The organism is Bradyrhizobium sp. CCBAU 51627, from assembly GCF_028128765.1.
Classification (GTDB): Bacteria; Pseudomonadota; Alphaproteobacteria; order Rhizobiales; family Xanthobacteraceae; genus Bradyrhizobium.
In genome coordinates this window covers 73,307-93,522 of record NZ_LBJG01000012.1, presented here as the reverse complement: position 1 = coordinate 93,522, position 20,216 = coordinate 73,307, and the positions used below count along the sequence as shown (strand labels likewise).

General features: G+C 64.6%; 14 protein-coding genes and 1 pseudogene. 4 read left to right on the top strand and 11 right to left on the bottom strand.

What is annotated here, in order from left to right:
• Window positions 1-1,495 (bottom strand): annotated as a pseudogene (locus tag XH88_RS07145) (DUF1522 domain-containing protein); the annotation flags it as partial.
• Window positions 1,496-1,856: 361 nt separating this feature from the next.
• On the opposite strand from XH88_RS07145, the gene flbT reads away from it, so the two are divergent.
• Complete coding sequence (flbT, locus tag XH88_RS07140; protein WP_271614701.1) at window positions 1,857-2,297, top strand: flagellar biosynthesis repressor FlbT; 441 nt, start codon at window positions 1,857-1,859, stop codon at window positions 2,295-2,297.
• A 71-nt stretch (window positions 2,298-2,368) separates the two neighbouring features.
• On the opposite strand, the gene XH88_RS07135 is transcribed toward flbT, so the two are convergent.
• The 9 genes from XH88_RS07135 to XH88_RS07095 all read right to left on the bottom strand — a co-directional run bounded on the left by XH88_RS07135 (window position 2,369) and on the right by XH88_RS07095 (window position 16,435).
• A complete protein-coding gene (locus XH88_RS07135; protein WP_271614700.1) occupies window positions 2,369-3,865 on the bottom strand; it encodes a pyridoxal phosphate-dependent decarboxylase family protein in 1,497 nt (498 codons plus the stop codon).
• A complete protein-coding gene (locus XH88_RS07130) occupies window positions 3,862-5,109 on the bottom strand; it encodes an ATP-grasp domain-containing protein (protein ID WP_271614699.1) in 1,248 nt (415 codons plus the stop codon). The genes XH88_RS07135 and XH88_RS07130 overlap by 4 nt, the downstream gene beginning before the upstream one ends.
• Window positions 5,110-5,128: 19 nt before the next feature.
• Complete coding sequence (locus tag XH88_RS07125; protein WP_271614698.1) at window positions 5,129-6,730, bottom strand: hypothetical protein; 1,602 nt, start codon at window positions 6,728-6,730, stop codon at window positions 5,129-5,131.
• Between the two features lie 10 nt (window positions 6,731-6,740).
• Window positions 6,741-7,526, bottom strand: coding sequence for a hypothetical protein (locus tag XH88_RS07120; protein ID WP_271614697.1), 786 nt, complete (start codon window positions 7,524-7,526; stop codon window positions 6,741-6,743).
• Window positions 7,527-7,595: 69 nt separating this feature from the next.
• Window positions 7,596-9,989, bottom strand: a complete 2,394-nt coding sequence (locus XH88_RS07115; protein ID WP_271614696.1) for a beta strand repeat-containing protein — start codon at window positions 9,987-9,989, stop codon at window positions 7,596-7,598.
• Between the two features lie 18 nt (window positions 9,990-10,007).
• Complete coding sequence (gene flgK / locus XH88_RS07110; protein WP_271614695.1) at window positions 10,008-11,882, bottom strand: flagellar hook-associated protein FlgK; 1,875 nt, start codon at window positions 11,880-11,882, stop codon at window positions 10,008-10,010.
• 34 nt (window positions 11,883-11,916) lie between these two features.
• Window positions 11,917-14,172 carry a flagellar hook-basal body complex protein gene (locus XH88_RS07105; protein ID WP_271614694.1) on the bottom strand — a complete coding sequence of 752 codons (2,256 nt, stop codon included), beginning with the start codon at window positions 14,170-14,172 and terminating at the stop codon, window positions 11,917-11,919.
• 191 nt (window positions 14,173-14,363) lie between these two features.
• Complete coding sequence (msrB, locus tag XH88_RS07100) at window positions 14,364-14,876, bottom strand: peptide-methionine (R)-S-oxide reductase MsrB (RefSeq protein WP_271614693.1); 513 nt, start codon at window positions 14,874-14,876, stop codon at window positions 14,364-14,366.
• Between the two features lie 86 nt (window positions 14,877-14,962).
• The gene (locus tag XH88_RS07095; RefSeq protein ID WP_271614692.1) at window positions 14,963-16,435 is read right to left on the bottom strand and encodes an NAD(P)/FAD-dependent oxidoreductase; all 1,473 of its coding nucleotides are present in this window, start codon (window positions 16,433-16,435) and stop codon (window positions 14,963-14,965) included.
• A gap of 106 nt (window positions 16,436-16,541) precedes the next feature.
• Between XH88_RS07095 and XH88_RS07090 the strand changes: the two genes are divergently transcribed.
• Together XH88_RS07090 and XH88_RS07085 are read left to right on the top strand one after the other, a co-directional pair.
• Window positions 16,542-17,078, top strand: coding sequence for a SixA phosphatase family protein (locus XH88_RS07090; RefSeq protein ID WP_271614691.1), 537 nt, complete (start codon window positions 16,542-16,544; stop codon window positions 17,076-17,078).
• Between the two features lie 56 nt (window positions 17,079-17,134).
• Window positions 17,135-17,560, top strand: coding sequence for a universal stress protein (locus XH88_RS07085; RefSeq protein ID WP_271614690.1), 426 nt, complete (start codon window positions 17,135-17,137; stop codon window positions 17,558-17,560).
• A gap of 885 nt (window positions 17,561-18,445) precedes the next feature.
• Here XH88_RS07085 and XH88_RS07080 read toward each other — a convergent pair.
• Complete coding sequence (locus tag XH88_RS07080; RefSeq protein ID WP_271614689.1) at window positions 18,446-18,682, bottom strand: DUF1127 domain-containing protein; 237 nt, start codon at window positions 18,680-18,682, stop codon at window positions 18,446-18,448.
• A 185-nt stretch (window positions 18,683-18,867) separates the two neighbouring features.
• Between XH88_RS07080 and XH88_RS07075 the strand changes: the two genes are divergently transcribed.
• Window positions 18,868-20,211: an aminotransferase-like domain-containing protein gene (locus XH88_RS07075; protein WP_271614688.1), complete on the top strand. Its 1,344-nt coding sequence runs from the start codon at window positions 18,868-18,870 to the stop codon at window positions 20,209-20,211.
• Window positions 20,212-20,216 lie beyond the last annotated feature (5 nt).

Sequence of the window (20,216 nt, the reverse complement as noted above, 5' to 3'; positions counted from 1 at the left end):
GCGTCTTGACCGTGCCGCCGGTGCCGTCGCCGAACGTGACGTTGACCGCCGTGCCGCCGTTGAAGGAGGTGAAGGTCAAGGTCTTGCCCGAGATGCCGCCGGCTGCCGCGGAGCGGCTCGCGGTGAACGAGGTGCCCGTACCCGTCGAGCCGGTCAGGCCGAGCGTGGACAGCGCATTCTTGGTGCCGGTGATCGACAGATCCGCGTTCGCACCGGTCGAGAGGTTGAGTGCGCCGGCCACGATCGACGAATTCTTCGCGCCTGCGGTGGTCTGCAAGGCACCACCGGCACCGGCCGTCTTGACGGTCTGCACGCCGGTCGCGAGATCAATGGCGTTCAGAACGTCGTTGACGTTGCCGGCCTGAAGGTAAACGGTCGAGTTGCCGTTTCCATCCGTGACCAAATTGCCAACCTGGGTAGAACCCGTTGCGACGGTGGTGGGCGTCTTCGCGTTCAAGAACGTAATCGTCTTGCCGTCCACGTTCAGCGTCGAGCCGTCCTGAATCAGGGTTCCGAGCGTGGCCGAAGAGGTCGACCGTGCCTGAGTGACGGTAACCTGGCCGCTGCCGGCCGCGCCGGTCAGACCGAGGGCCTTCAGGAGGTCGGACCGGCCGGTGATGCTGAGGTCAGCGCCGGTACCCGTGTTCAGGGTGACCGCTCCGCTAGCCACGCTGTTGGCAGTTGCGCCGCCGCTCAGGGTAGCAACGCCACTGGCGATAGATACCGTCTGAGCCCCGCTGGCAATGTCGATGGCATTCAGCAGGTCCTGCGCCGTACCCGTCGCAGCCGTAGCGCCGAGATAGACGGTGGAGTTGCCACTTCCGTCCGTGAGAACGTTGCCGGTCACACCGGATCCCGACGGGATGTTCGCGCCCGTCGGAACGTCCGCGGCCTTGAAGGTGATCGTATGACCATCGACGGTCAGCGTTTCGCCGTCAGAAGGTGCACCGTTGGCAGCGATGGTGCCCGCGCCGGCCGTACCGGCGAGCTTCAAGGTGGCGACGAAAGTCGTCGTGCCGTCGCCGGCCTTGACGGCTGAGCCGGTCAGCGCAGCCGAGACACCACCGAGCGTCGTCGTGCCGGTCGCAACAGTGGTGCCGCCGGCAGCGCCGGAGAACAGCACGTTGGAGAGCGCGGTCGTGCTGGAATAGGTCGTGGTGCCGCGCAGGTCGGTCGCGGTCGCGCCGGCGATCGTGGTCGAGACGTTCGACTTGGTGGAGTAGCCGACCGTGGTCTGCAGCGCCTGGTTGGCGATCGACTTGGCGGAGTCGAGCAGCTTCTGCAGCGAGGTGATGCCGGTGTTGGCGGCCTGCAGCACCTGCACGCCGTTGGCGATGCCATCGAGCAGGTTGTTGATGTCGCTGGCGCGGTTGTCGAGCGACTGTGCCGTGAAGAAGTTGGTGGGGTTGTCCAGCGCCGAGTTCACCTTCTTGCCGGTCGACAGACGGGACTGGGTGGTGGCGAGGAGATCGGCGGTGGACTGGAGGGAGAGCAGGTTCTGGCGAACCGATGCGGAGAGGACGATACCGGACATACTGTTACCTTTCTGGTAGCTACGCGTCCTGTTTGACCGACATTGATCAAACGACCGCCGGACGGTGCCTTCGAGCCTCTAACAATCCGTGAAATGAAACCGCCGGTTTGTCCGCTTCGGGCCGAAACGGCTCATCGGGAAGTTCCGGCTGGAATCTTCGCAAGCGCGCAACACGTTGGTGCCGCTTCATTTTTCGGCGACTGGGCAAATGTTTACGGCCCGTTAACCACATTCAGGAAGGATCGGACCCAAATCAGGATCGGCAGCCGTCGTTTTGGGAAGCGCGCGCCGCTCGTTACAAAAGCGTTGATGGAGAACAGGCATGGCTCTCAAGGTCGAGCTCAAACCGCACGAACGCATCATCGTCGGGAACTGCGTCATCACCAACACCGACCAGCGCGCCCGCCTTCTGATCGACGGCGAGAACGTTCCGATCCTGCGCGAGCGCGACATCCTCACGCCGGAGACCGCCGACACGCCCGCCAAGCTGGTCTATCTGGCCGTGCAGCTGATGTACATCTCGCCGGATCCGCAGAGCCAGCACGGCACCTATTTCAACCTGGTGCGCGACATCGTCACGGCCGTGCCGAGCGCCTGGTCCATCATCGAGGGCATCAACAACAACATCATGAGCGGTGACCTCTACCGGGCCCTGAAGGATGCCCGCAAGCTGATCGCTTACGAAGACAAGCTGCGTGAGCAGTTCGAGGCCACGCATCCCAAGACCGATCCGGGCAAGAGCGACGTCAGCACGGCCGCCTGATCTCAGGACCAGGCAGACGACAACGGCCCCGGATCATCTTTCGGGGCCGTTGTCGTTTCAGCCGATGACAATCACTGCGTCGCGAGCGGCGGCGCCTCGACCTCGATCAATCCGCCGGTGCGCTTCGCACCGAACTTGATCACGGCCGACACCAACGCGTCGATGTCCGTCTCGGCGGTGCGATGGTTGACGATCGCAGCGCGTATCGCGAACTTGCCGTCCAGCGTGGTGCCCGACGGCACTGCGATGCCGGACTCCTGGATGTCGGCGACGATCTCGCGATTGACCGCATCATCAGTGCGGTAACGGAAGCAGACGATATTGAGATTGACAGGCGCGAGCAGCTCGAGCCTCGGGTCGGCAAGCACGCGCGTCTCGAGATATTTTGCGAGCGCGCAGCTTCGCGCGATCACCGCACCCAGCCGTTCGATGCCGAATGTCTTCAGCGTGAACCACGTCTTCAGCGCGCGGAAGCCGCGCGACAGATCCGGACCGAGATCGCACGGCCACACCGTGCCGGCCGCAAGCCCCCTCGCTTCACGGCTCAGATAGGCCGCCGGCTGCGCAAAGGCCTGCCTGTGACGTTCGCCGTCGCGCACCAGCAGGAAGCCGGCGTCATAGGGCACCTGGCCCCATTTGTGGAAGTCGAGTGCGATCGAGTCGGCAAGCGCGATGCCGTCGAGCAGCGGCGCAAGCCCGGGCGAAAAGATCGCGAGCGCCCCGAAGGCGCCGTCGACGTGAAACCAGATCCCCTCCTCGCGGCACAGCTCCGCGATCGCCCTGAGATCGTCGATCGCGCCGATGTCGACGGTGCCGGCCGACGCCGTGACCAGGAACGGCCTGAACCCGGACTCGCGATCGACAGTAATCTGCGCGCGCAGCGCGGCGACGTCGATGCGATGGTCGGCATCGACATCGATCCTGCGCAGCGCATCGGTGCCGAACCCGGCGATGTCCATCGCGCGGGAGATGCATCCATGCGCGGCCTTCGACGCGTAGGCCGTGAGCAGCGCGCCGTCGTTGCCGAGACCGTGTTGCCGCGCCAGCGCGCCCAGCACGCTCGTACGCGCCACCAGCACCGCCATCAGGTTGGCCATCGACGTGCCGGTGACGAAGATGCCGCTTGCTCCTTTCGGAAAGCCGAACAGGCCGCGCATCCACTCGACGATCTGGCGCTCGACCTCGATCGGCATGTGATCGCGTCCGCCGAGATTGGCATTGAGGCCGGCCGCGAGCATTTCCGCGATCATGCCCACCGCAGTGCCGCCGCCATGCACCCAGCCCATGAAGCCGGGATGAACATTGCCGGTGGCGTAAGGCGCGACATGCTCGGAGAATTCATGATAGACCTCGGCGAGATCGGTCGCCTCGCGCGGCACCTCGGTCCTGATCGCCGCGCGAACCTCGTCGGGAATCGGCTGCCAGACCGGACGCGCGCGGACATTGGCAATGCCGTCGATGGCATCGTCCAGCATGCGATGAGCGAGCGCACGAAACTCGCTCCAGTCCTGCGGATCGAGCGATCCAGTCGAAACGCCGGCTTGCGGATTGCGGATGACCTCGTTCATGCCGCACTCTCCACGCCCGCCGTTGCAGTGCCCTTGGCATGCCGGGACAGCATCGCTGTGAATGCGGCAAAGATCTTGCGCATCTGTGGCGGCTTGTAGGGAAACACAACGGGAGAATCCATGTTGTGTACGACGGCGGTGTTGTCGGCTTCGAACACCAGAAGCTCGCCGTTCTGGTTCTCGGCGCAATCGACGATGAAATAATCGAGCCCGACGCGCCGGCTCATTTCGTCGAGCGCGTGTCTGTGACGCGCTGCGAAGGCATGATCGAAGTCTTGCATGAAGACGGCTTCTTCGGCGCGCTTCTCCTCGCTGAATGCCATATAGGCGTTGAGATACCAGATGTCCCAGCGATCGGCGATCGCCATGTGGCAGGCATAAGGCTTGCCGTCGACCATGGTGAGCCGGATCTTGCGAAACAGTCCGTCGGGGCTCGCATAGTTGACGAAGCGGGCGACGAAGAAGTTCTGCTCTTGCCGCTCGGCGAGGTAGGCCGCGAGCGCGGGCACATCGTCGAGCTTCGCAAGCCCGACGCCGGCATGGGTGCCGCGCGGCCGCGCGATCATCGGAAAGTGCAATTCGCCCGTGATGTCTCCGCAAGCGATCCGGCCTTCTGCGAGATCAGTCAATTGCGCACGCGTTGCGTGGGCCGTCACGGGAATGTCGAGGCCGGGGATATCGGCCAGCAGCCGGAACAGTTTGTCGCGATCGAGATTGCCGATCAGCTCGGGGCGATTGAGCAGCGGCCGCGGCCAGTGCGGCGCAGCCTTTTCGATCAATGCAAGCGCTTCGCGGCATTCCTCGGAATCGGATGCGACCACGATGGCAACGTCATGCTCGGGCAACGCTTCCGGCAGGCCTTTGTCCTTGGTCACATAGAGCGTCAAGAGTTCGATGTCCGAGCCTTCGAGCAGGAACTCGATCGGCGTGTTGCCGCCCATGTCGATGTCGGCAGCAAGCGCAAGCACGCGCAACCCCGGCTTTGGCGCAGCAGCGGGCGTACGAAACAGCTGATGAAACGACAGCACCTCGGACTGGATCACGAGGCCGGCTTCCTTTTCGCCCATCAACTGGGCAATCAGCGACAGATCCAGCCCCTCGCCCGCCTGTGCGGTGCCCTCCGCGATCCGCGCCAGGAGCTGATCACGCAACGGATGCAGATCGACGCCCTCGAAGGCCTGGCGGGTCAACTGCGCAAAGCCGATACGGTCGGCATAATTCGGCGCGGCAAGCGGATGCAACATCTGATACCTCGGATACTGACTACGCCGGCACGGCGGCCGTGCGGTCAAGCAGCAGCTCGATCTTCACCAGGACATTGGCGATGCGATCCAGGATATGCTGCATATTTGCTTGCGCCTGCGCGCGGTCGGATGACCAGGCTTCGGTGACGAGCCGCGCGCCGACACACAGCCGCAGCGCGGCTTGCGGCGCAGCATCAGCTTGCTCCAGCCGCACCGGCTGGCCGACGAGGGCGCGCTGCGCGGCAACCTGGCGGTCCGCCGCACTGCCGACGATATCGTCGCTCATGTCGCGCGCAAGCGCGCGATAGACGGCGGCGGTGTCGGCGACGGATACCGGCTTGCCGTTACGCAGCAGCGTGAATGGAAAGATCGAACGCTGCATAAATTCTTCATCATCGGCTTCACCCGTGCCGACCGCTGCCGGCACGGCCCGCAGCGACGGTGACAACGCAATCATGCTGTCGATGCCTGCCGCAAGCTCAGCCATTGCCTTGGCGCGGAACGCGCCGGGCACGGCGTAATAGCTTCCGATGTCGGCCAGCGCGGCTTCCCAACGCAGCCATTGCCCGAAATTCGGCCGACGTTCGAAGCGCGAGCGCAGCGCCGTCCATGCCATCGGCCAATCGCAGCGACCGGCATAGTCGAAGAAGCCGGGCGCGATCCCTTCGATCCGGTCGAGCGCCCGCGACAATCCTTTGGGCACCAGCAGCGCGCCACTGAAGGCAGGCCCGCCGAAGAATTTCGAACCTGATATCAGCACCATATAGCCGCGATCGAGATATGAGCGCAGCCGCCGGCGGCCGAGCCGCGCCTGACAGGCATCGACGACGACCTGAACCTTGCGCGGCCAGCGCCGCGCGATCTCATCGAGACAGGCGGCACTCGGCGCGCGCCAGCCGAGCTTTGACGAATCCATGATGTGCAACAGAACGCGCCGGCCTTGCGCGAGGCTGTCCTCGATGGCACGCACGACCGCGGCATCCGCGTCAGCTCGCATCGCAAGGCCGGCGACGTCGAGCAGCGGCACCGCGATGCTCTCGCCGGCAAGACCCGCGATTGCGGCGTCCTTGCGTACGGCGACGCCGCCCGCCGTCATCGCGCCGAAATGGTGGCCGCGCGCCGTATGAACGGTGCCGCTGCCGGTCTGGTCGGCGCCGACCACGATCGTCACCGGCGAAGCACCGAACACCGCGTGGGCCAGGAACAAGGCATGGAGCTGGGAGTCCGTGCCCGACGGCGAAAACACGATGTCGACGCGCGGCGGAAGCTGGAAGTGCCCGCGCAATTCCTCACGCATATCCTCACAGCGTCGGTCGAAGGCGATCTCGATCTCGTCGAACAGCGATTTGTGCACCAGCTCCTCGCGCGCCAGCGCGGCACGGTCATAGGCTCCCTGCGATATCGTCGATGCGGTCGACGAGGCGAAATTCCAGATCCTGGTTTCCGGCGACGGCGCGCAGCCATAGGCGTTGACGCGCTGCTTCGGGTCGAGTGCCAGCCGCCCGTCGCCGCCCGAGACAAGCAACGTATCCAGCGGCGTGAAGAGATCGCGCAGGCGATAGCGCGAGCCCGCTTCGGACGCCCGCTCGATGTCTGACAGGCGGGATGCGCCGATGCTCATCCCGACAGGCTCACGCCGCGTCCGCGGCCGCAACGGCAGGCGCGGCTGCGAATTGCGAGGCGATGTCGCCGTGGAAGACCGACGGACCGACATGGTCGAGCGAACTCTGGATATCGGCCCAGATCTCACCGCCGATATCGGTCCAGCGCTTGCAGAAGGCGAAGTCTTCGGAGAGATAGGTCCCGGTCGCCGGATCGATCATGCATTCGAACAGCGCGAAGCGGTTCGGGCTCGTGACAAGCGAGTCATGCGAATGCTCGCGGAAGAACTGCAGATTGGCATAATCAGGATGGCGGCACATCGCCTCCAGCGCCTGGCGCCGGATCATCAGGAAGCCGGTGCCGGCATAGCGCACGCGGGTGAAGCCGTTGACCACCACGATGCGATCGGGATCCTCGATCTCGAGCACGTAGTCGAGCGAGGCCGCCGGCACATCGGTGCGTCCAGACTGGATCGCCCGCGCGGCCTTGTCCCAGTTGACCCGCTTGATCGGATAGCAGCCGGCGACGACGTCGGCACCGGATTCGATCAGCCGGAACACCTGCTCCGGCTTGAAACCGATATCGGCGTCGATGAACAGGAAATGCGTCGCGTCGGGGTCATCCAGGAACATCGCGACCAGATTGGCCCGCGCGCGGGTGATCAGCGCATCGCCGTCGCGCAAGTGCACCTTGAGCCCGAGATTGGACATGCCGTGCACGGCGCGCTGGAGCGCGAAGATCGAACTCGCGTAAATGCTCGACACTTGCCCGCCGAAGCAGGGCGTCGCCACCACTAGCTGCAATTTGTCCGACATCGACCGCGCCCCCGCTCAAGTCCTCACCAAGAGGTAAACAGGCATGGTTAACGGCGCCTTAATGCGCCGTTACAGGAACTTGACCAACGAGAGCTCCGCGAGCTTGGCGGTCGTCTGGTAGGATGCCTGCAACGCGTTCTGGAGCGACAGGATTTCGCTCGCCACCTGGTCGGGCGAGGCCGATTCCGCCTGGTCGACGATGGTCTGGAGCTGCGCCTTGGCCTGGGTCTGGCGCGTGGTCGCGTCCTTCATGGTGTTCTGGGCCATCGCGATGTCGGTCTGGATGTCCTCGATCTTCTGCTGTCCCGGCTGCGGCGTCAGCGCCTGCGTGGTGCGCAGGCTCAGCGCCGCCACCTGCGCGCCCGCATACTGCCCCGTCGGCGAGGTCGAGAACGTGCCGAACACGGCGATCGCCTGCAACTGCTTGCGGATCGCACTCTCGTCGGCCTGCGCGCCATATTGCACGGTGACGGAATCGTCCACCCGCGCCACCGCGGTCGAGCGCGCCGAGCCCGGCCCGTCATTGCCGGTGTACCACTTCACGGTATTGGCCGAGCCATTCACCAGCGCCGTCGCCGAGCCTGATGGCGACGAGCCGACGCGCAGCGGAGGCTTTGCCGCCGTGACCGGGGAGGTCGTGAAGCCGAGCGCCGCGAACGCCGCGCTGTTCGAGCTCGTGATGTTGAGGCTTCCGGGATCGTCCGTGTTGATCGTGATCACGCCGACTTGGATGGTCGACGGCTTCGAGGTGCCGGTGATCTGATCGATCTTGCTCAGCAGAGTTGTGACGGTGTCGGTAATGTTGATCTGGTTTGGCCCGGTGGCACCCGAGGCGACAAAAGTCAGCGTCTGACCATTCACCGTGATCGTATCAGGGCTGACCGCGGGCGGACCCGCCGACCCCGCCTGGAACGCCGTTGCGAGGACTTCCGGGCCACCTGTGGTCGCCGTGCCGCTCAGCACGGTTGCCCCCGTGATCGGAGGCGTAGACAGCACGCTGCCGCGCGTCACGCTGCTGAGACCCAGCGCCGTGGCCGCCGCGCCGCCGGCGACCGCCACGTCTGTGCCCGTGCCGGTCGCGATCTGGATATTGCCGCTGGCGCTCAGGGTCACGTTGGCGGAGGGGATGCCGGCGGCTGTCGCGATCGCATTCAGGATATCAGACACCTTCGCGGCGCTGCCCGAAGCCAATCCGATCGTGGTATTGCCGCCGGCCGTCGTGACCGTGGTGACGTTGGGGTCGAAGGTGATCGTACGGGCGCCGTTCGCACCGGTGATGGTCAGAGTCGTACCGGTCGGAGCGTTGGCGAGCGCGTTGAGAATGGCTGCGTTGAGATGGGGTGTCGCCGAAGAATCGAGCGACGTGCTCGTCGACGCAGCCGCCAATGCGCTGTCCTGCAACGCGACCGAGCCGGTCCCGGTCGTCGAGGTATAGGAGCTCAGTTTGCCGGCGACCGCCGCATTCGCGATGGCCGACCCCGCCGTATTGAAGAAATTGTCGCCCGCCGCAACGGCGGATGCCGCCACCAGCGAGGTGCCAGCCAGCTTCTTGATCGCGGTGTTCAGCGCTGTGTTGAGATTGGATGCCGTAATGTTCGGGTCGGGCGGAACCGGCGGCACTGCGTTGGGATTGCCGGGGTCAATCGCAAAGCTGCCGACCGGCGTCGGCGTCGCGGTGGACGCAGTCAGGTTGATCTGCTCGGTCGAGCCATCGGGCAGTGTGAACTGCACGCTGAGCGTGTCGCCATTGCTCGGATTGACGCCGTTGAGATCGACGGAGAACGACACCGGCGATCCACTCGGGCCGGTGACCGTCGCAGTCGGCATCTTCGAGGACACCGCAGCGATTTTCAAGCCAAACGGCGATCCCGCGACGTCCTCCGACACCTTCACCGAGCTCGCCGTCGGCTGCGACTGTACCAGCCGGCCCATGCCGTTGGCGCCGAGGTCGGCGGCCTGACGCTCCGCCATGACGGTCTTCAGGCCTGCTTGCGTCGTGGTGCCGTTGATGATGTCGCCAGCATTGGCGACAGATTGCGTGTTGTAGGCGGTCCCGGAGAACAGATAGCGGTTGCCCGACTGGGTGTTGAGAACGCCGACCATCGAGCCGAACTGCGCGGCGGCGGTGTTCTGCGCCACGGTCTGGCCGTTGACGTTGAGGTCCTGCGCGGTGCTGGCCGAGCCCGTCTGCACGGTGTTGCGGATCGTCGTCAGCGACTGCAGCGCCGTGTTGGCGAGGTTGATGTTGACGTTGACGTTGGTAATCGTGTCGGTATAGGCGGCGATGTTCGAAAGCTGCGCGCGCGAGGCGATCGCAAAGCCTTCGTTGGTCCCCATGCCGGAATAGTTCTGCGACAGCTTGCCGGTCGAAAGCTGCGTCGACAGGTCGGTGAGCTGCTGGTTGATGTTACGGATCTGTGCGCCGAGGATTGACGAGCCGTAATTGATGCTGCTGATCGACATGTTTCAGAGCCCTACTGATTACCCTTGAGCCTGGATCAACGTATTCATCATGCTCTGCACCACCGACATGACATGGGCGTTGGCGGCATAGGCATTCTGGAGCTGGATCAGGTTCGACATCTCCGAATCCAGATTGACGCTGGACGTCGAGTTGAACTTGGCCTGGAGCGTCGAGACGACGACGCTCTGGCCCTGCTGGAGCGCCGTCGCCTGGGTCGAGGCGTTGGCCTGCACGCTCAGGAATTGCTGGAGATAGTTCGAGACGCTGCCGGTGAACGGCTGGCTCGCCGAGCCGAGACCGGTCTGCGGCGAATAGGAATACACCGCCGTGGTGAGCTGCGAATAGAGATAGTCCGAGCGCGTGGTGTCGCCCGTCGGCGTCACCGGCGAGGTGCTGTAGATCGACAGCCTGGTCGGGTCGGCGGTGAGCTGCGTGTTCACGGCGATGCGGCCGGCAAGGCCGGTCATCTGCGAGCCCGACGCGGTGATCGCGCCGGTATAGAGCGCCTGGCCGCCATCGGTGAACAGCGGCAACTGCGGACCGCCCGAGGTCAGCGAGGAGACCGTCTTGCTGCTCGACGCCGCAGTGACCTTGGCAAGGCCGCTATTATCGTCGGTGACACGCAGCGTTGTTGCGTTCGCCGGCGACGGCGAGAACGACAAATGCGAGCCCGGCAGCGCGCTGTTGAGCGCGGAAGCGATCGCGCCCATGCCGCCTGAAAAATCGACACCGATTTGCACCGGATTGGCGTTGGTGGCGTTCTGCAGCGGCAGCGCCGCCGGATCTTTCACGTTGACCAGCGTGATCTGACGCTGGGTGTTGGTGGAATCGGTATAGGTGATGTTGACGGTGTTGCCTGCTTGCGCGCCGGCGAGATCGATGTCGAATCCGGCGGGCGGACCGGAGACGGGTGTGCCCGCCGTGGTCTTGTCCGACAGCGCGCTCGACATCGTCGCGGCGAGCTGGTCGACCTGGTTCTGCGCCTGCACCAAGGTCTGGTCGCGCAGCTTCAGGTCGGCCGCGATCTGGCCGGAAGAGACGACGTTGTTGCCGGCGACGTCGACGGACGAGCCGTTCGGCAGCTTGATGGTGAGCGCTCCGACGCCGGACTTGGCTGGATCGATGTTGTAGAGCGAGGTCGCCGACAGCGCACCGGAAGACGCGAAGGAGAATTGCGAGGCCAGTCCCGCACCGACCAGCTGGATGCCGGTCGTGGTGTAGATGTTGGCCTGGTTCGATCCGTCGGTGGTGACGCGCACGTCGACATATTTCGACAGACTGTTGATGGCCTGGTCGCGCTGGTCCATCAGAGTTGCCGCGGACGGATCGGTCGGCGCAAGGCCCTGCAGCTTGGTGTTGATGTCGGCAATCTGGTTCAGCGCTGCATTGGCGGCCTGCGACGACGTGCCGAGATCCTGCTCGACATTGGAGCGCAGCGACTGGATGCCGCTGGTGGTGACGTTGAGCTGTGTCGCCAGCGCCTGCGCGGCGCCGAGCGCGACCCGCTGCGCCGACGACGAGCCTGCGCTGGTGGAGAGCGCTTGCAGCGAAGAGGTGAAATCGTTCAGCGCGTTTTCGAGCGTGCCGCTGCTGCCGGGCGTGCCATAGACACTCTGAAGCTGCTTCAGGATGTTGGCCATCTGGTCGGCATAGCCGCTGCCGCCGGTCTCGGTGCGCAGCTGGTTCTGCACATAGCTGTCGATGTCGCGGCTGACGCCTGTTGTCTTCGCCGTCGAGCCGAAATCACCGGTGGTAACTTCGATCTGGTTCGGCGTCTGGGCGACGTAACCCGGCGTCTGCGAGTTTGCGACGTTCGACGAGACGATCGAGAGCGCGGCCTGGTTGGCCCGCAGGCCGCTCATCGCACTGGCAAGGGCTGAACTCAAACCCATCTTACTTGCCGCCTTTGGTTACGTTACGCGCCGATCAGCGCAACACGTTGAGGAGATCCTGGACCATCGAATTCGCCGTAGTGATCACCTTGGTGTTGGCCGAATAGGCCTGCTGGGTCACGATCAGCTTGGTGAACTCGTCGGCGATGTCGGTGTTGGATCCCTCCAGCGACGAACCGCTGATGGTGCCCGAAGCGCCAGCGATTGCCGGGCCGGACTGATCAGTCACGGCATAGGCGCCGCCATCGAGCGCCTTCAGATAGTTGGTGCCGTTGAAGTGCGACAGCGTCACCGCGGCGAGGTCGAGGTTCTGGCCGTTGGAGAAGGTGCCGACCACGAGGCCATTGTTGTTGACAGCCACAGAGCGAAGTTGACCCGCGGCATAGCCGTTCTGGGTGATGGTGTTGATGGTCACCGCGCCGCTGGTGCTCGCATATTGAGTCAGGCCGCCCGATGAGATGTTGAAAGCCACGGAGCCGAGCTGCTGGCCGCTGACGGTAACATTGCTGATCGTGATGCCCGAGCCGCTCGGCGAAGTCAGCGAACCGTCGGCAGCAAAGGTAAAGGTCTGCCCTGTGTTCACCCAGGCCGCTTGTGTCTGGGTCGTCGCGGCCGGATCGGTCTGGTAGAACAAGTTCCAGCTATCGGTATGTCCCGGCCCCAGTGACGCGCTGTCGGTCTTGGCCCAGCGGAGCTGCAGGTTCACCGGCGTGCCCGCCGCATTGTAGGCAGTCACCGCGCCACCGCTGATCGATTCCTTCGTGAAGGTACCGACATCGCTACCCATCACAACGCCAAAACCCTGAGTACCGCCACCATTGCGGTTCTGGCTGATGGACGATGTGAAGCCGAGGGCAGCGAAGGCTGCAGTATTGGAACTGGACACGGTCAGGGTGGAGACAGAGCCGGTGTTGAGCGTAATCACGCCGCCAGTGCTGACTGCCGAACCGGAGCCTCCGGAGAGGCCGTCGATCTTGCCAAGCAGGGTCGTAATATTGTCAGTGATGTTGATCTGAGTTGGGCCCGACGCACCCGACGCCATGAAGGTTAGGGTTTGACCGTCGACGGTGATGGTATCGCCGGCAGCGAATCCCGAAGAGAGGACCTCGGCACCACCAGCGGTCGCGCTACCGCTGAGTTGGGTAGCGCCGGTGATGGCTGGCGTGGACAGCACGTTGCCGCCACGAGTCACGCTGCTGATGCCAAGCGCCGTTGCAACCGCACCACTGCTGACTGTGACGTCGTTGCTGGTGCCGGTCACAATCTGGATGTTGCCCGTCGAGGTGAGCGACGCCGTAACACCGGTACCGCCGGCGGTTTGAATCGCGCTGATGATATCGGCAACCGTAGCCGTTGTGCCCGCGCCGAGGCCGATCGTGGTGTTGCTGCCGGTCGTCGTGACGGTGGTACTGTTGTTGAAAGTGATCGTGTTGCCGTTGATCGTCAGCGTCTGGCCGCTGAGCGCGGAAAGGATGCTGGAGGCAAGGTGAGTGCCCGCGGCGGCATCGAGTGACGTCGTCGTGGCTGCGGTGGCTGAGGAGTTGTTCTGGAGCGCAACCGTGCTCGCGGCCGTCGTTGACGAATACGCCGAGCGCAGATTGCCGGTGGCAGCCGCGCCGGAGTACGTTGCGCTGGTATACGGCGGCGCGGGCGTACCTACTGGCAGCGGGTTGGATATGAAATCCGATGGATTGAGGCCACCGGCCGCGAGCAGCGTTTTTGCCGCCGCCGTGGAGCTCGCCACCGTGTTTGGCTGGGACGGCAGGTTCGCCGCATACTGGATCGAGGTCGTCGCCTGCGCCGGGACGAAGTTGTTCTGGAATTGCAGCACCGTCGGCACGCTGCCGGTCGGGTTGCCGGTCTTCGGGTCGACCGCGACGCCCATCAAATAATAACCGGCGCCGTTGACGAGGTTGCCGTTGGCGTTGACCTGGAAGTCGCCGCGACGGGTGTAATAGGTGACGCCGTCGAACACCGGCACGTTGTCGACCACCCCGCTCGCCTTCTGCACCGAGAAGAAGCCGTCGCCGGTGATCGCCATGTTGGTGGCGACGCTGGAGGAGGAGATCGTGCCCTGCGTGGTGATGGTGGCCTGCGCGTGCGCAGTGACGCCGCCGGCCACCTGCTTGTTCGGCACCGAGGCGTCGGGAATGAGATCTTCGAAGCTGGTCCCGATGCCCTTGTAACCGGTGGTGGATGAGTTCGCGATGTTCCCCGAGATGTTCTGAAGCGCGTAGGACTGCGCCTGCAGGCCACCCACCGAGGTGTTCATTGCATCGAAGATACCCATAACGTTGTCTCCAAATCCGGTCTCGGCGGCGGGTCGACCCATGGCCGCAGTCGGGGAGACAATCGCAAGGCCTGTGCCAAGGCGGGTATCCTCAGAAAATCAATGGCTTAAACAGAAATGCCCCGGTCTGGCGACCGGGGCATAATTGCCGGACCGGCAACAATTGCCGGGGAGACACGTCAAACAACGCCTCACGTCGCCGATGGCGTCGCCGGGTGGAACACCAGCCCGAAACCATCGATGCAGTAGCGCAATCCGGTCGGCTTCGGACCGTCGTCGAAGACATGGCCGAGATGGCCGCCGCAACGCCGGCAATGCACCTCGGTGCGCACCATGCCGAAGCTGCGGTCCTCAGTCTTGCCGACATTGCCCTCGATCGGCTGGTAGAAGCTCGGCCAACCCGTGCCGCTCTCGAACTTGGTCTCCGACGTAAACAGCGGCAGGTCGCAGCCGGCGCAGGCGAAGACGCCCTTGCGGTGCTCGTTCAGCAGCGGGCTGGAGCCCGGCCGCTCGGTGCCCTCCTTGCGCAGGATCTCATATTGCTGCGGTGTCAATTGTGCGCGCCACTCGGCGTCGGTCTTCTCGATCTCGAATTTTTGCGCGGCCTTCTCGCCGGCCGCGGCCGGCGTCGCCCTCAGCCAGCGGAAGGCCGAAAGGCCAAACAGGCCGGCGACAGTCGTTAGCAGGATGCGGCGGTCAAACATCTCATTCTCCGTGCGCAGGGACTACGCCCTGAGATACGGGCTCTGACGGCCGACGTTACACTTTCAGGCGGAATTTTTCTGCATGCTTATTGCGAGACGCCCTGCTCCCGAGAGGCCTCCTGGGCGGCCGGTTCCGCCTCCTCCGCCGCAGCCGGCTGTGCCGGCGGGGCCATCCGCGGCCGGATCCCTGCGGGCGGATGGCGCGGACCCGTGCCCGCGGCCCGGTTGGCCTCAGCCAGCCGCGCCTCGCGTTCCCTGTCCTTCACCCGCGCCCGCTCCCGGTAGCGGGCAAGCGACCCGGCAGCCGCGGAACTGGCCCTGCCCCACATGCCAACCAGCTGACCCGCGACCCGTCCGGTGATGCCGCCTGCCCAGACCAACTCGAACGGCGAGAACAGCTTCCAGCGCTCGTCGCCCTGCAGGATGCTGCGCGCAATCAGCTGTCCGGCCATGGCTGATGTGTTCATGCCCTGGCGGCCGAACCCGCTTGCCACCCACAGGCCTTTGCGCAGCTGGCCGATCTGCGGCATGCCGTGCACGGTCTGGCCGGTGACGCCGCCGAACATCTCGCTGATCTCGACGTCGCCGAGCTCCGGGAAGATCGACCGGATCCGCCGCCTGACGCTACCTGCAAAGCGCCGCGGCTGCGCGGCCCAGGTGGTCTCCGGGCTCTCCCACATCAGGCGGTCGCCATCGACGATGCGGAAATGATCGACGCCGTCGGAATCCATCACCGATCCCTTGAAGCCGATGATCTCGTGCAAGCGCTCGCCGAGTGGTGCGGTGATGCCGGCATAGCGCCAGACCGGCAGCAGCGTCTCCGACAGGCGCCGCAAGGGCGCGCCGAGATGAATGTTGCCGGCGAGCACGATCTGGCTCGCGCGCAGCCGCGCCGACGGCGTGACGATGCGCTTGCGGATGCCGGAATGATCGATACTGACCACCGGCGTATCCTCGAAGATGCGCGCGCCGGCCCGCCGTGCCAGCGCGGCGAGGCCATGCACATATTTGCGGCCGTCGACCTGGAACGCTTTGGGATAGTAGACCCCATGGAAATAACGATCGGTCTTCAGCGACTCGCGCACGCGATCGACCTGCCAGCCTTCGGCCTCGGTGTCGAAGTCCTCGTTCAGCATCTGAAGGCGGCTGATCAGCCTATCGCCGGCATCGACATTGGAGATCTCGAGGACGCCGTCGGTGAGGCCGATGCCCGGCATGTTCTCTTCGGTGGCGTTGGCGCGGACGAACTCGGCGCCCTCCTTCGAGAGCGACCACAATTCGCCGGCGTCCTCGAAGCCGATGCGCTCGATCAAATCGGTGAGCGGCAGCGCGAAGCCCGGCATCACCGTGCCGAACTGGTTGCCGGAGGCGTTCCAGCCGATATGGCGGCCCTCGAGCACCGCGACACTGGCCCCTAACCGGGCCGCCTCCAGCGCAATGGAAAGCCCGGCGAGCCCGGCCCCGATCACGCAGATGTCGGCGTCGAGATCGAACGACAGCCGCGCGCGTTGACGAAACCCGGCTTCTTCCTGGGATACGCTTGTGAAAGTCTCGCTCATGTCGTTTTCTTAGAGCATGATCCGGAAAAGTGTGCAGCGGTTTTGTCACCTTGTCCTCAACCGGCACCTGTAGATTATTCCGGACGTGGAACGATTCGAGAATGCCATGCGCCGTTTGATGCTGCTGCGTCACGCCAAGACCGAGACCGACGCACCGAGCGGCCGCGACCAGGACCGCCGGCTCGACGCGCGCGGCCAGCGGGATGCCGCCGAGATGGGCGACTGGATCGCCAGCCATCCGCCCGTTCCCGAGACCGTGCTGGTGTCGCATGCGGTCCGTGCCCGGCAGACCTGGGATATCGCCTGGCAGGCAATGAAGGACCGCGTCGCAGCACCCGAGATCGAGATTCTGCCGGACCTCTATGGCGCCGATCCGGCGCAGATTCTCGAGACCATTCGCACTGCAACGATCCCGGCCAACCCCAGGCGGTTGCTGCTGGTCGGCCACAATCCCGGCATGCACGAGGCTGCCCTGATGCTGATGGGCAGCGGCGATCCCGCCAGTGCCAAGGCACTCGCCGACAATCTGCCCACCGCGGGGCTTGCGATCCTCGACTTTGACGTCAAGGATTGGGGTGACGTGGCCTACCGCCGCGGCAAACTGGTGCTGTTCGTCAGCCCCAAGCTGCTTCGACTGCGATGAGACGTGCTGGCGCCGTCTCATCAGGTTGATCCGGCTTGGTCATTAGGGAGGCGCAGATGTTCAAGTCCATCCTCGTGCCCATCGACCTCGCCGACACCGATCTGGCGAAGCCGGCGATCGAAACCGCGGCAACGCTGTCGCAGAACTGGGGCGGGTCGATCCGGCTGCTCAACGTGCTTCCGATGACGCCGGTGATGCTGGCCGAATACGTCCCGGCCGATTTCGACGAACAGCAGCGCCAGACTTCCGAAGAGGCGCTCGCCATCGTGGCCCGCGAATCCGGCGTCGACCCCTCCCGCATCTCCAGCGTGGTGCGCCAGGGCGGCATCTATCACGAGATTCTGGAAGAAGCCGCGCAGATGAAGGCCGACCTGATCGTCATGACCTCGCACCGGCCGGCGATGCGCACCTATTTTCTCGGCTCCAACGCCGGGCATGTGGTGCGGTATGCCAAATGCTCGGTGCTGGTGGTGAGGCATTAAACTCGGAGCAATGTCGTGAAGCAGTGGTGGCGTATGGGGCCAAGTCACGCTCGCTTGACCTACAACATGTTGCGCTGCCTGTCGGGCAAAACACGCTAGCCGTCGGTCGATACCATCAGCCAAAAATATTCCGCTTTCCCGAAATTCGGAAATGGCGTATGTGTTGCGGCAACCCGGCCCAAGGAAGAGGGGCGTATCGCGATCGTCACGAACGCGGGCCGGGCGGCGGTGGGCGCGGGTCACATCGGCGCGGAAGGTTTTGCAGGGCGGGCAACCGTGAGCGAAAACGTCGCGCACACGACCGGTGTGATTCCTGCGTACGGCAAAATCGTGTGGTCCTGGCGCCCGAAATCTGTGCGCCAAGTCTTGCGGAGATGCGTGTGGTCCAACCGGACCTTCGCATCAGCCATCCGCAGGGCGACGGGGGCAATAGTGCAGCGCTCCCCGGGGAGATCACGACATAAGCCGTCAAACCACTGCGCAGGGAAGGCCGGATGTTTCGGCTTCACCTGTATGCCGCTGTGCAGCCTCTTGTAGCGCAACTCTTCGCACAGTGGACCGCGGGTGCCAGCCAGCACCCGGTCTTCCCTGCGCCCTCTTTCATCAGAGGGTGACGTTGAAGAGCAAAGCTCGGGCGAGATGCGCCGCGAGGATGCGAAGGTATGTCTGCGATGAAGATGCTGATTGAAGCGCGACACTGCCACCACACACTCCGTCATTGCGAGCGAAGCGAAGCAATCCAGAGTCTTTCCGCGGAGGCAGTCTGGATTGCTTCGCTTCGCTCGCAATGACGATGGGGAAGCAGTTGTGCGGGGAAGCTCTGGTCTCGTGCCCCGGACGCAGTGCAGCACCACAAGCGCGTTTACGCGCGTCCGGGACACGGGCTCACAGATAGCGCGCCAGTTCGGCCTTGAACTGTCCGTACACTGCGTCCTCGATCTGGCTGCGGGTGATGCCGATGTCGCGCAAGGCGCGGTCGTCGAGTTCGTTCAGCATCTTGACGGCGGTGCGACGCTCCAGCCGGTCGAACAGGGCATAGGCGGCGTTGACGAGCGTGGCAAAGAATCCGCTCGACGAGGATGGGCGTAAACTCCGCCCGGCAGTTTGCGAGATGGTGGTCATGTTTCTTCTCCGGCCTCGTGTCCCGCGCGGCGAAGCAGATGCCGTTGGCGCAAACGCTAGAGCGCCTGCACCCCATTTGCCGTCGGATTGCTCTCGCTCACCTCGGCTCAATCGCGGACCTTGATGGAACTTAAATGCTCCAGTACATTACTCGGAGCAAGGAAAACATTGCTCTCGGTGCAATAATGTCCAAGTTCGAGTACGTGAAGCTTGCGGATGCCATTGCCGCAGATATCGCTAAGGGCACGTTAAGACCCGGCGACCGGCTGCCCCCGCAGCGCAATTTTGCCTATGACCGGGGCATCGCGGTCTCGACCGCGAGCCGTGTTTATACGGAGCTGTTGCGCCGGGGGCTCGTGGTCGGCGAAGTCGGCCGCGGCACCTTCATCTCGGGCGACATCAGGCGTGAGGTCGAGAGCATCGCCGAGCCGCGCGACACGCGCATCAATTTCGAGGTCAATTATCCCCTGCTGCCGCAGCAATGGGCGATGATCGCCAAGAGCCTTGCCGGGCTCGAGCGCGTCGATGCGCTCGAAGCCGTGCTGCGCACCTCGACCAGCACCGGCACCAAAAGTGCGCGCAATGCAGCCGCGGCCTTTCTCGCGCGCAAGGATTTCACGCCGCAGGCCGAGCAGATCGTATTCACCGCCAATGGCAAGCAGTCGCTCGCGGCGGCGCTCGCAGCGCTCGTTCCGACCGGCGGCCGCTGCGGCGTCGAGGCCCTCACCTACCCCTACGTCAAGAGCATCGCCGCGCGGCTCGGCATCACGCTGGTGCCGATCCCGATGGACGAACATGGCGCCCGGCCCGACGCGATCCAGAAGGCGCATCGCGAAGCGCATCTGTCGGCGCTGTATCTCCAGCCCATCATCCAGAATCCGCTCGGCGTCACCATGAACGCGACGCGGCGCGCCGACATCATGCGCGTTGCCGAGAAGCTCGACCTCACTATCATCGAGGACACCGTCTACGGCTTCCTCGCCGACGACACGCCGCTCGCAGCGCTGGGGCCGGACCGCTGCATCGTGCTCGACAGCCTCTCCAAGAAGGTCGCGCCGGGCCTTGCGCTCGGCATCCTCGTCGCGCCGCCACGCTTGCGCGAGAGCGTGATGAGCGCCGTCCGCACCGGCGGCTGGATCGCCTCCGGGCACGCGCTCGCCGCAGGACAGCGGCTGATGGCCGACGGCACCGTCGCCGAACTGACACGACTGAAGCGCATCGACGCCGCTCGCCGCCAGCAGGCCGCAGCACGGCTGCTCGCCGGCTACCAGATCGCCGCCGACGCGCGCTCCTATCATCTCTGGCTGACGCTGCCGCCGCATTGGCGCTCGCAGACCTTCGTTGCCGCGGCGGCCCGGCGCGGCATCGCCCTGACGCCGTCCTCGACCTTTGCGGTCGCGCACGGCCATGCCCCGAACGCGGTGCGGCTCGCGCTCGCCCCGCCCTCGTTCGAGCAGCTCGATAGCGGCCTGCGCACGATCGTCTCGCTGCTCGGCACCAAGGAGGAGGATTTCGATTCGACGGAATGACCCCG

Coding starts and splice junctions, on each gene's coding strand:
- flbT (WP_271614701.1), top strand. CDS start 1,857: ATGGCTCTCAAGGTCGAGCTCAAACCGCACGAACGCATCATCGTCGGG.
- XH88_RS07135 (WP_271614700.1), bottom strand. CDS start 3,865: ATGAACGAGGTCATCCGCAATCCGCAAGCCGGCGTTTCGACTGGATCG.
- XH88_RS07130 (WP_271614699.1), bottom strand. CDS start 5,109: ATGTTGCATCCGCTTGCCGCGCCGAATTATGCCGACCGTATCGGCTTT.
- XH88_RS07125 (WP_271614698.1), bottom strand. CDS start 6,730: ATGAGCATCGGCGCATCCCGCCTGTCAGACATCGAGCGGGCGTCCGAA.
- XH88_RS07120 (WP_271614697.1), bottom strand. CDS start 7,526: ATGTCGGACAAATTGCAGCTAGTGGTGGCGACGCCCTGCTTCGGCGGG.
- XH88_RS07115 (WP_271614696.1), bottom strand. CDS start 9,989: ATGTCGATCAGCAGCATCAATTACGGCTCGTCAATCCTCGGCGCACAG.
- flgK (WP_271614695.1), bottom strand. CDS start 11,882: ATGGGTTTGAGTTCAGCCCTTGCCAGTGCGATGAGCGGCCTGCGGGCC.
- XH88_RS07105 (WP_271614694.1), bottom strand. CDS start 14,172: ATGGGTATCTTCGATGCAATGAACACCTCGGTGGGTGGCCTGCAGGCG.
- msrB (WP_271614693.1), bottom strand. CDS start 14,876: ATGTTTGACCGCCGCATCCTGCTAACGACTGTCGCCGGCCTGTTTGGC.
- XH88_RS07095 (WP_271614692.1), bottom strand. CDS start 16,435: ATGAGCGAGACTTTCACAAGCGTATCCCAGGAAGAAGCCGGGTTTCGT.
- XH88_RS07090 (WP_271614691.1), top strand. CDS start 16,542: ATGCGCCGTTTGATGCTGCTGCGTCACGCCAAGACCGAGACCGACGCA.
- XH88_RS07085 (WP_271614690.1), top strand. CDS start 17,135: ATGTTCAAGTCCATCCTCGTGCCCATCGACCTCGCCGACACCGATCTG.
- XH88_RS07080 (WP_271614689.1), bottom strand. CDS start 18,682: ATGACCACCATCTCGCAAACTGCCGGGCGGAGTTTACGCCCATCCTCG.
- XH88_RS07075 (WP_271614688.1), top strand. CDS start 18,868: ATGTCCAAGTTCGAGTACGTGAAGCTTGCGGATGCCATTGCCGCAGAT.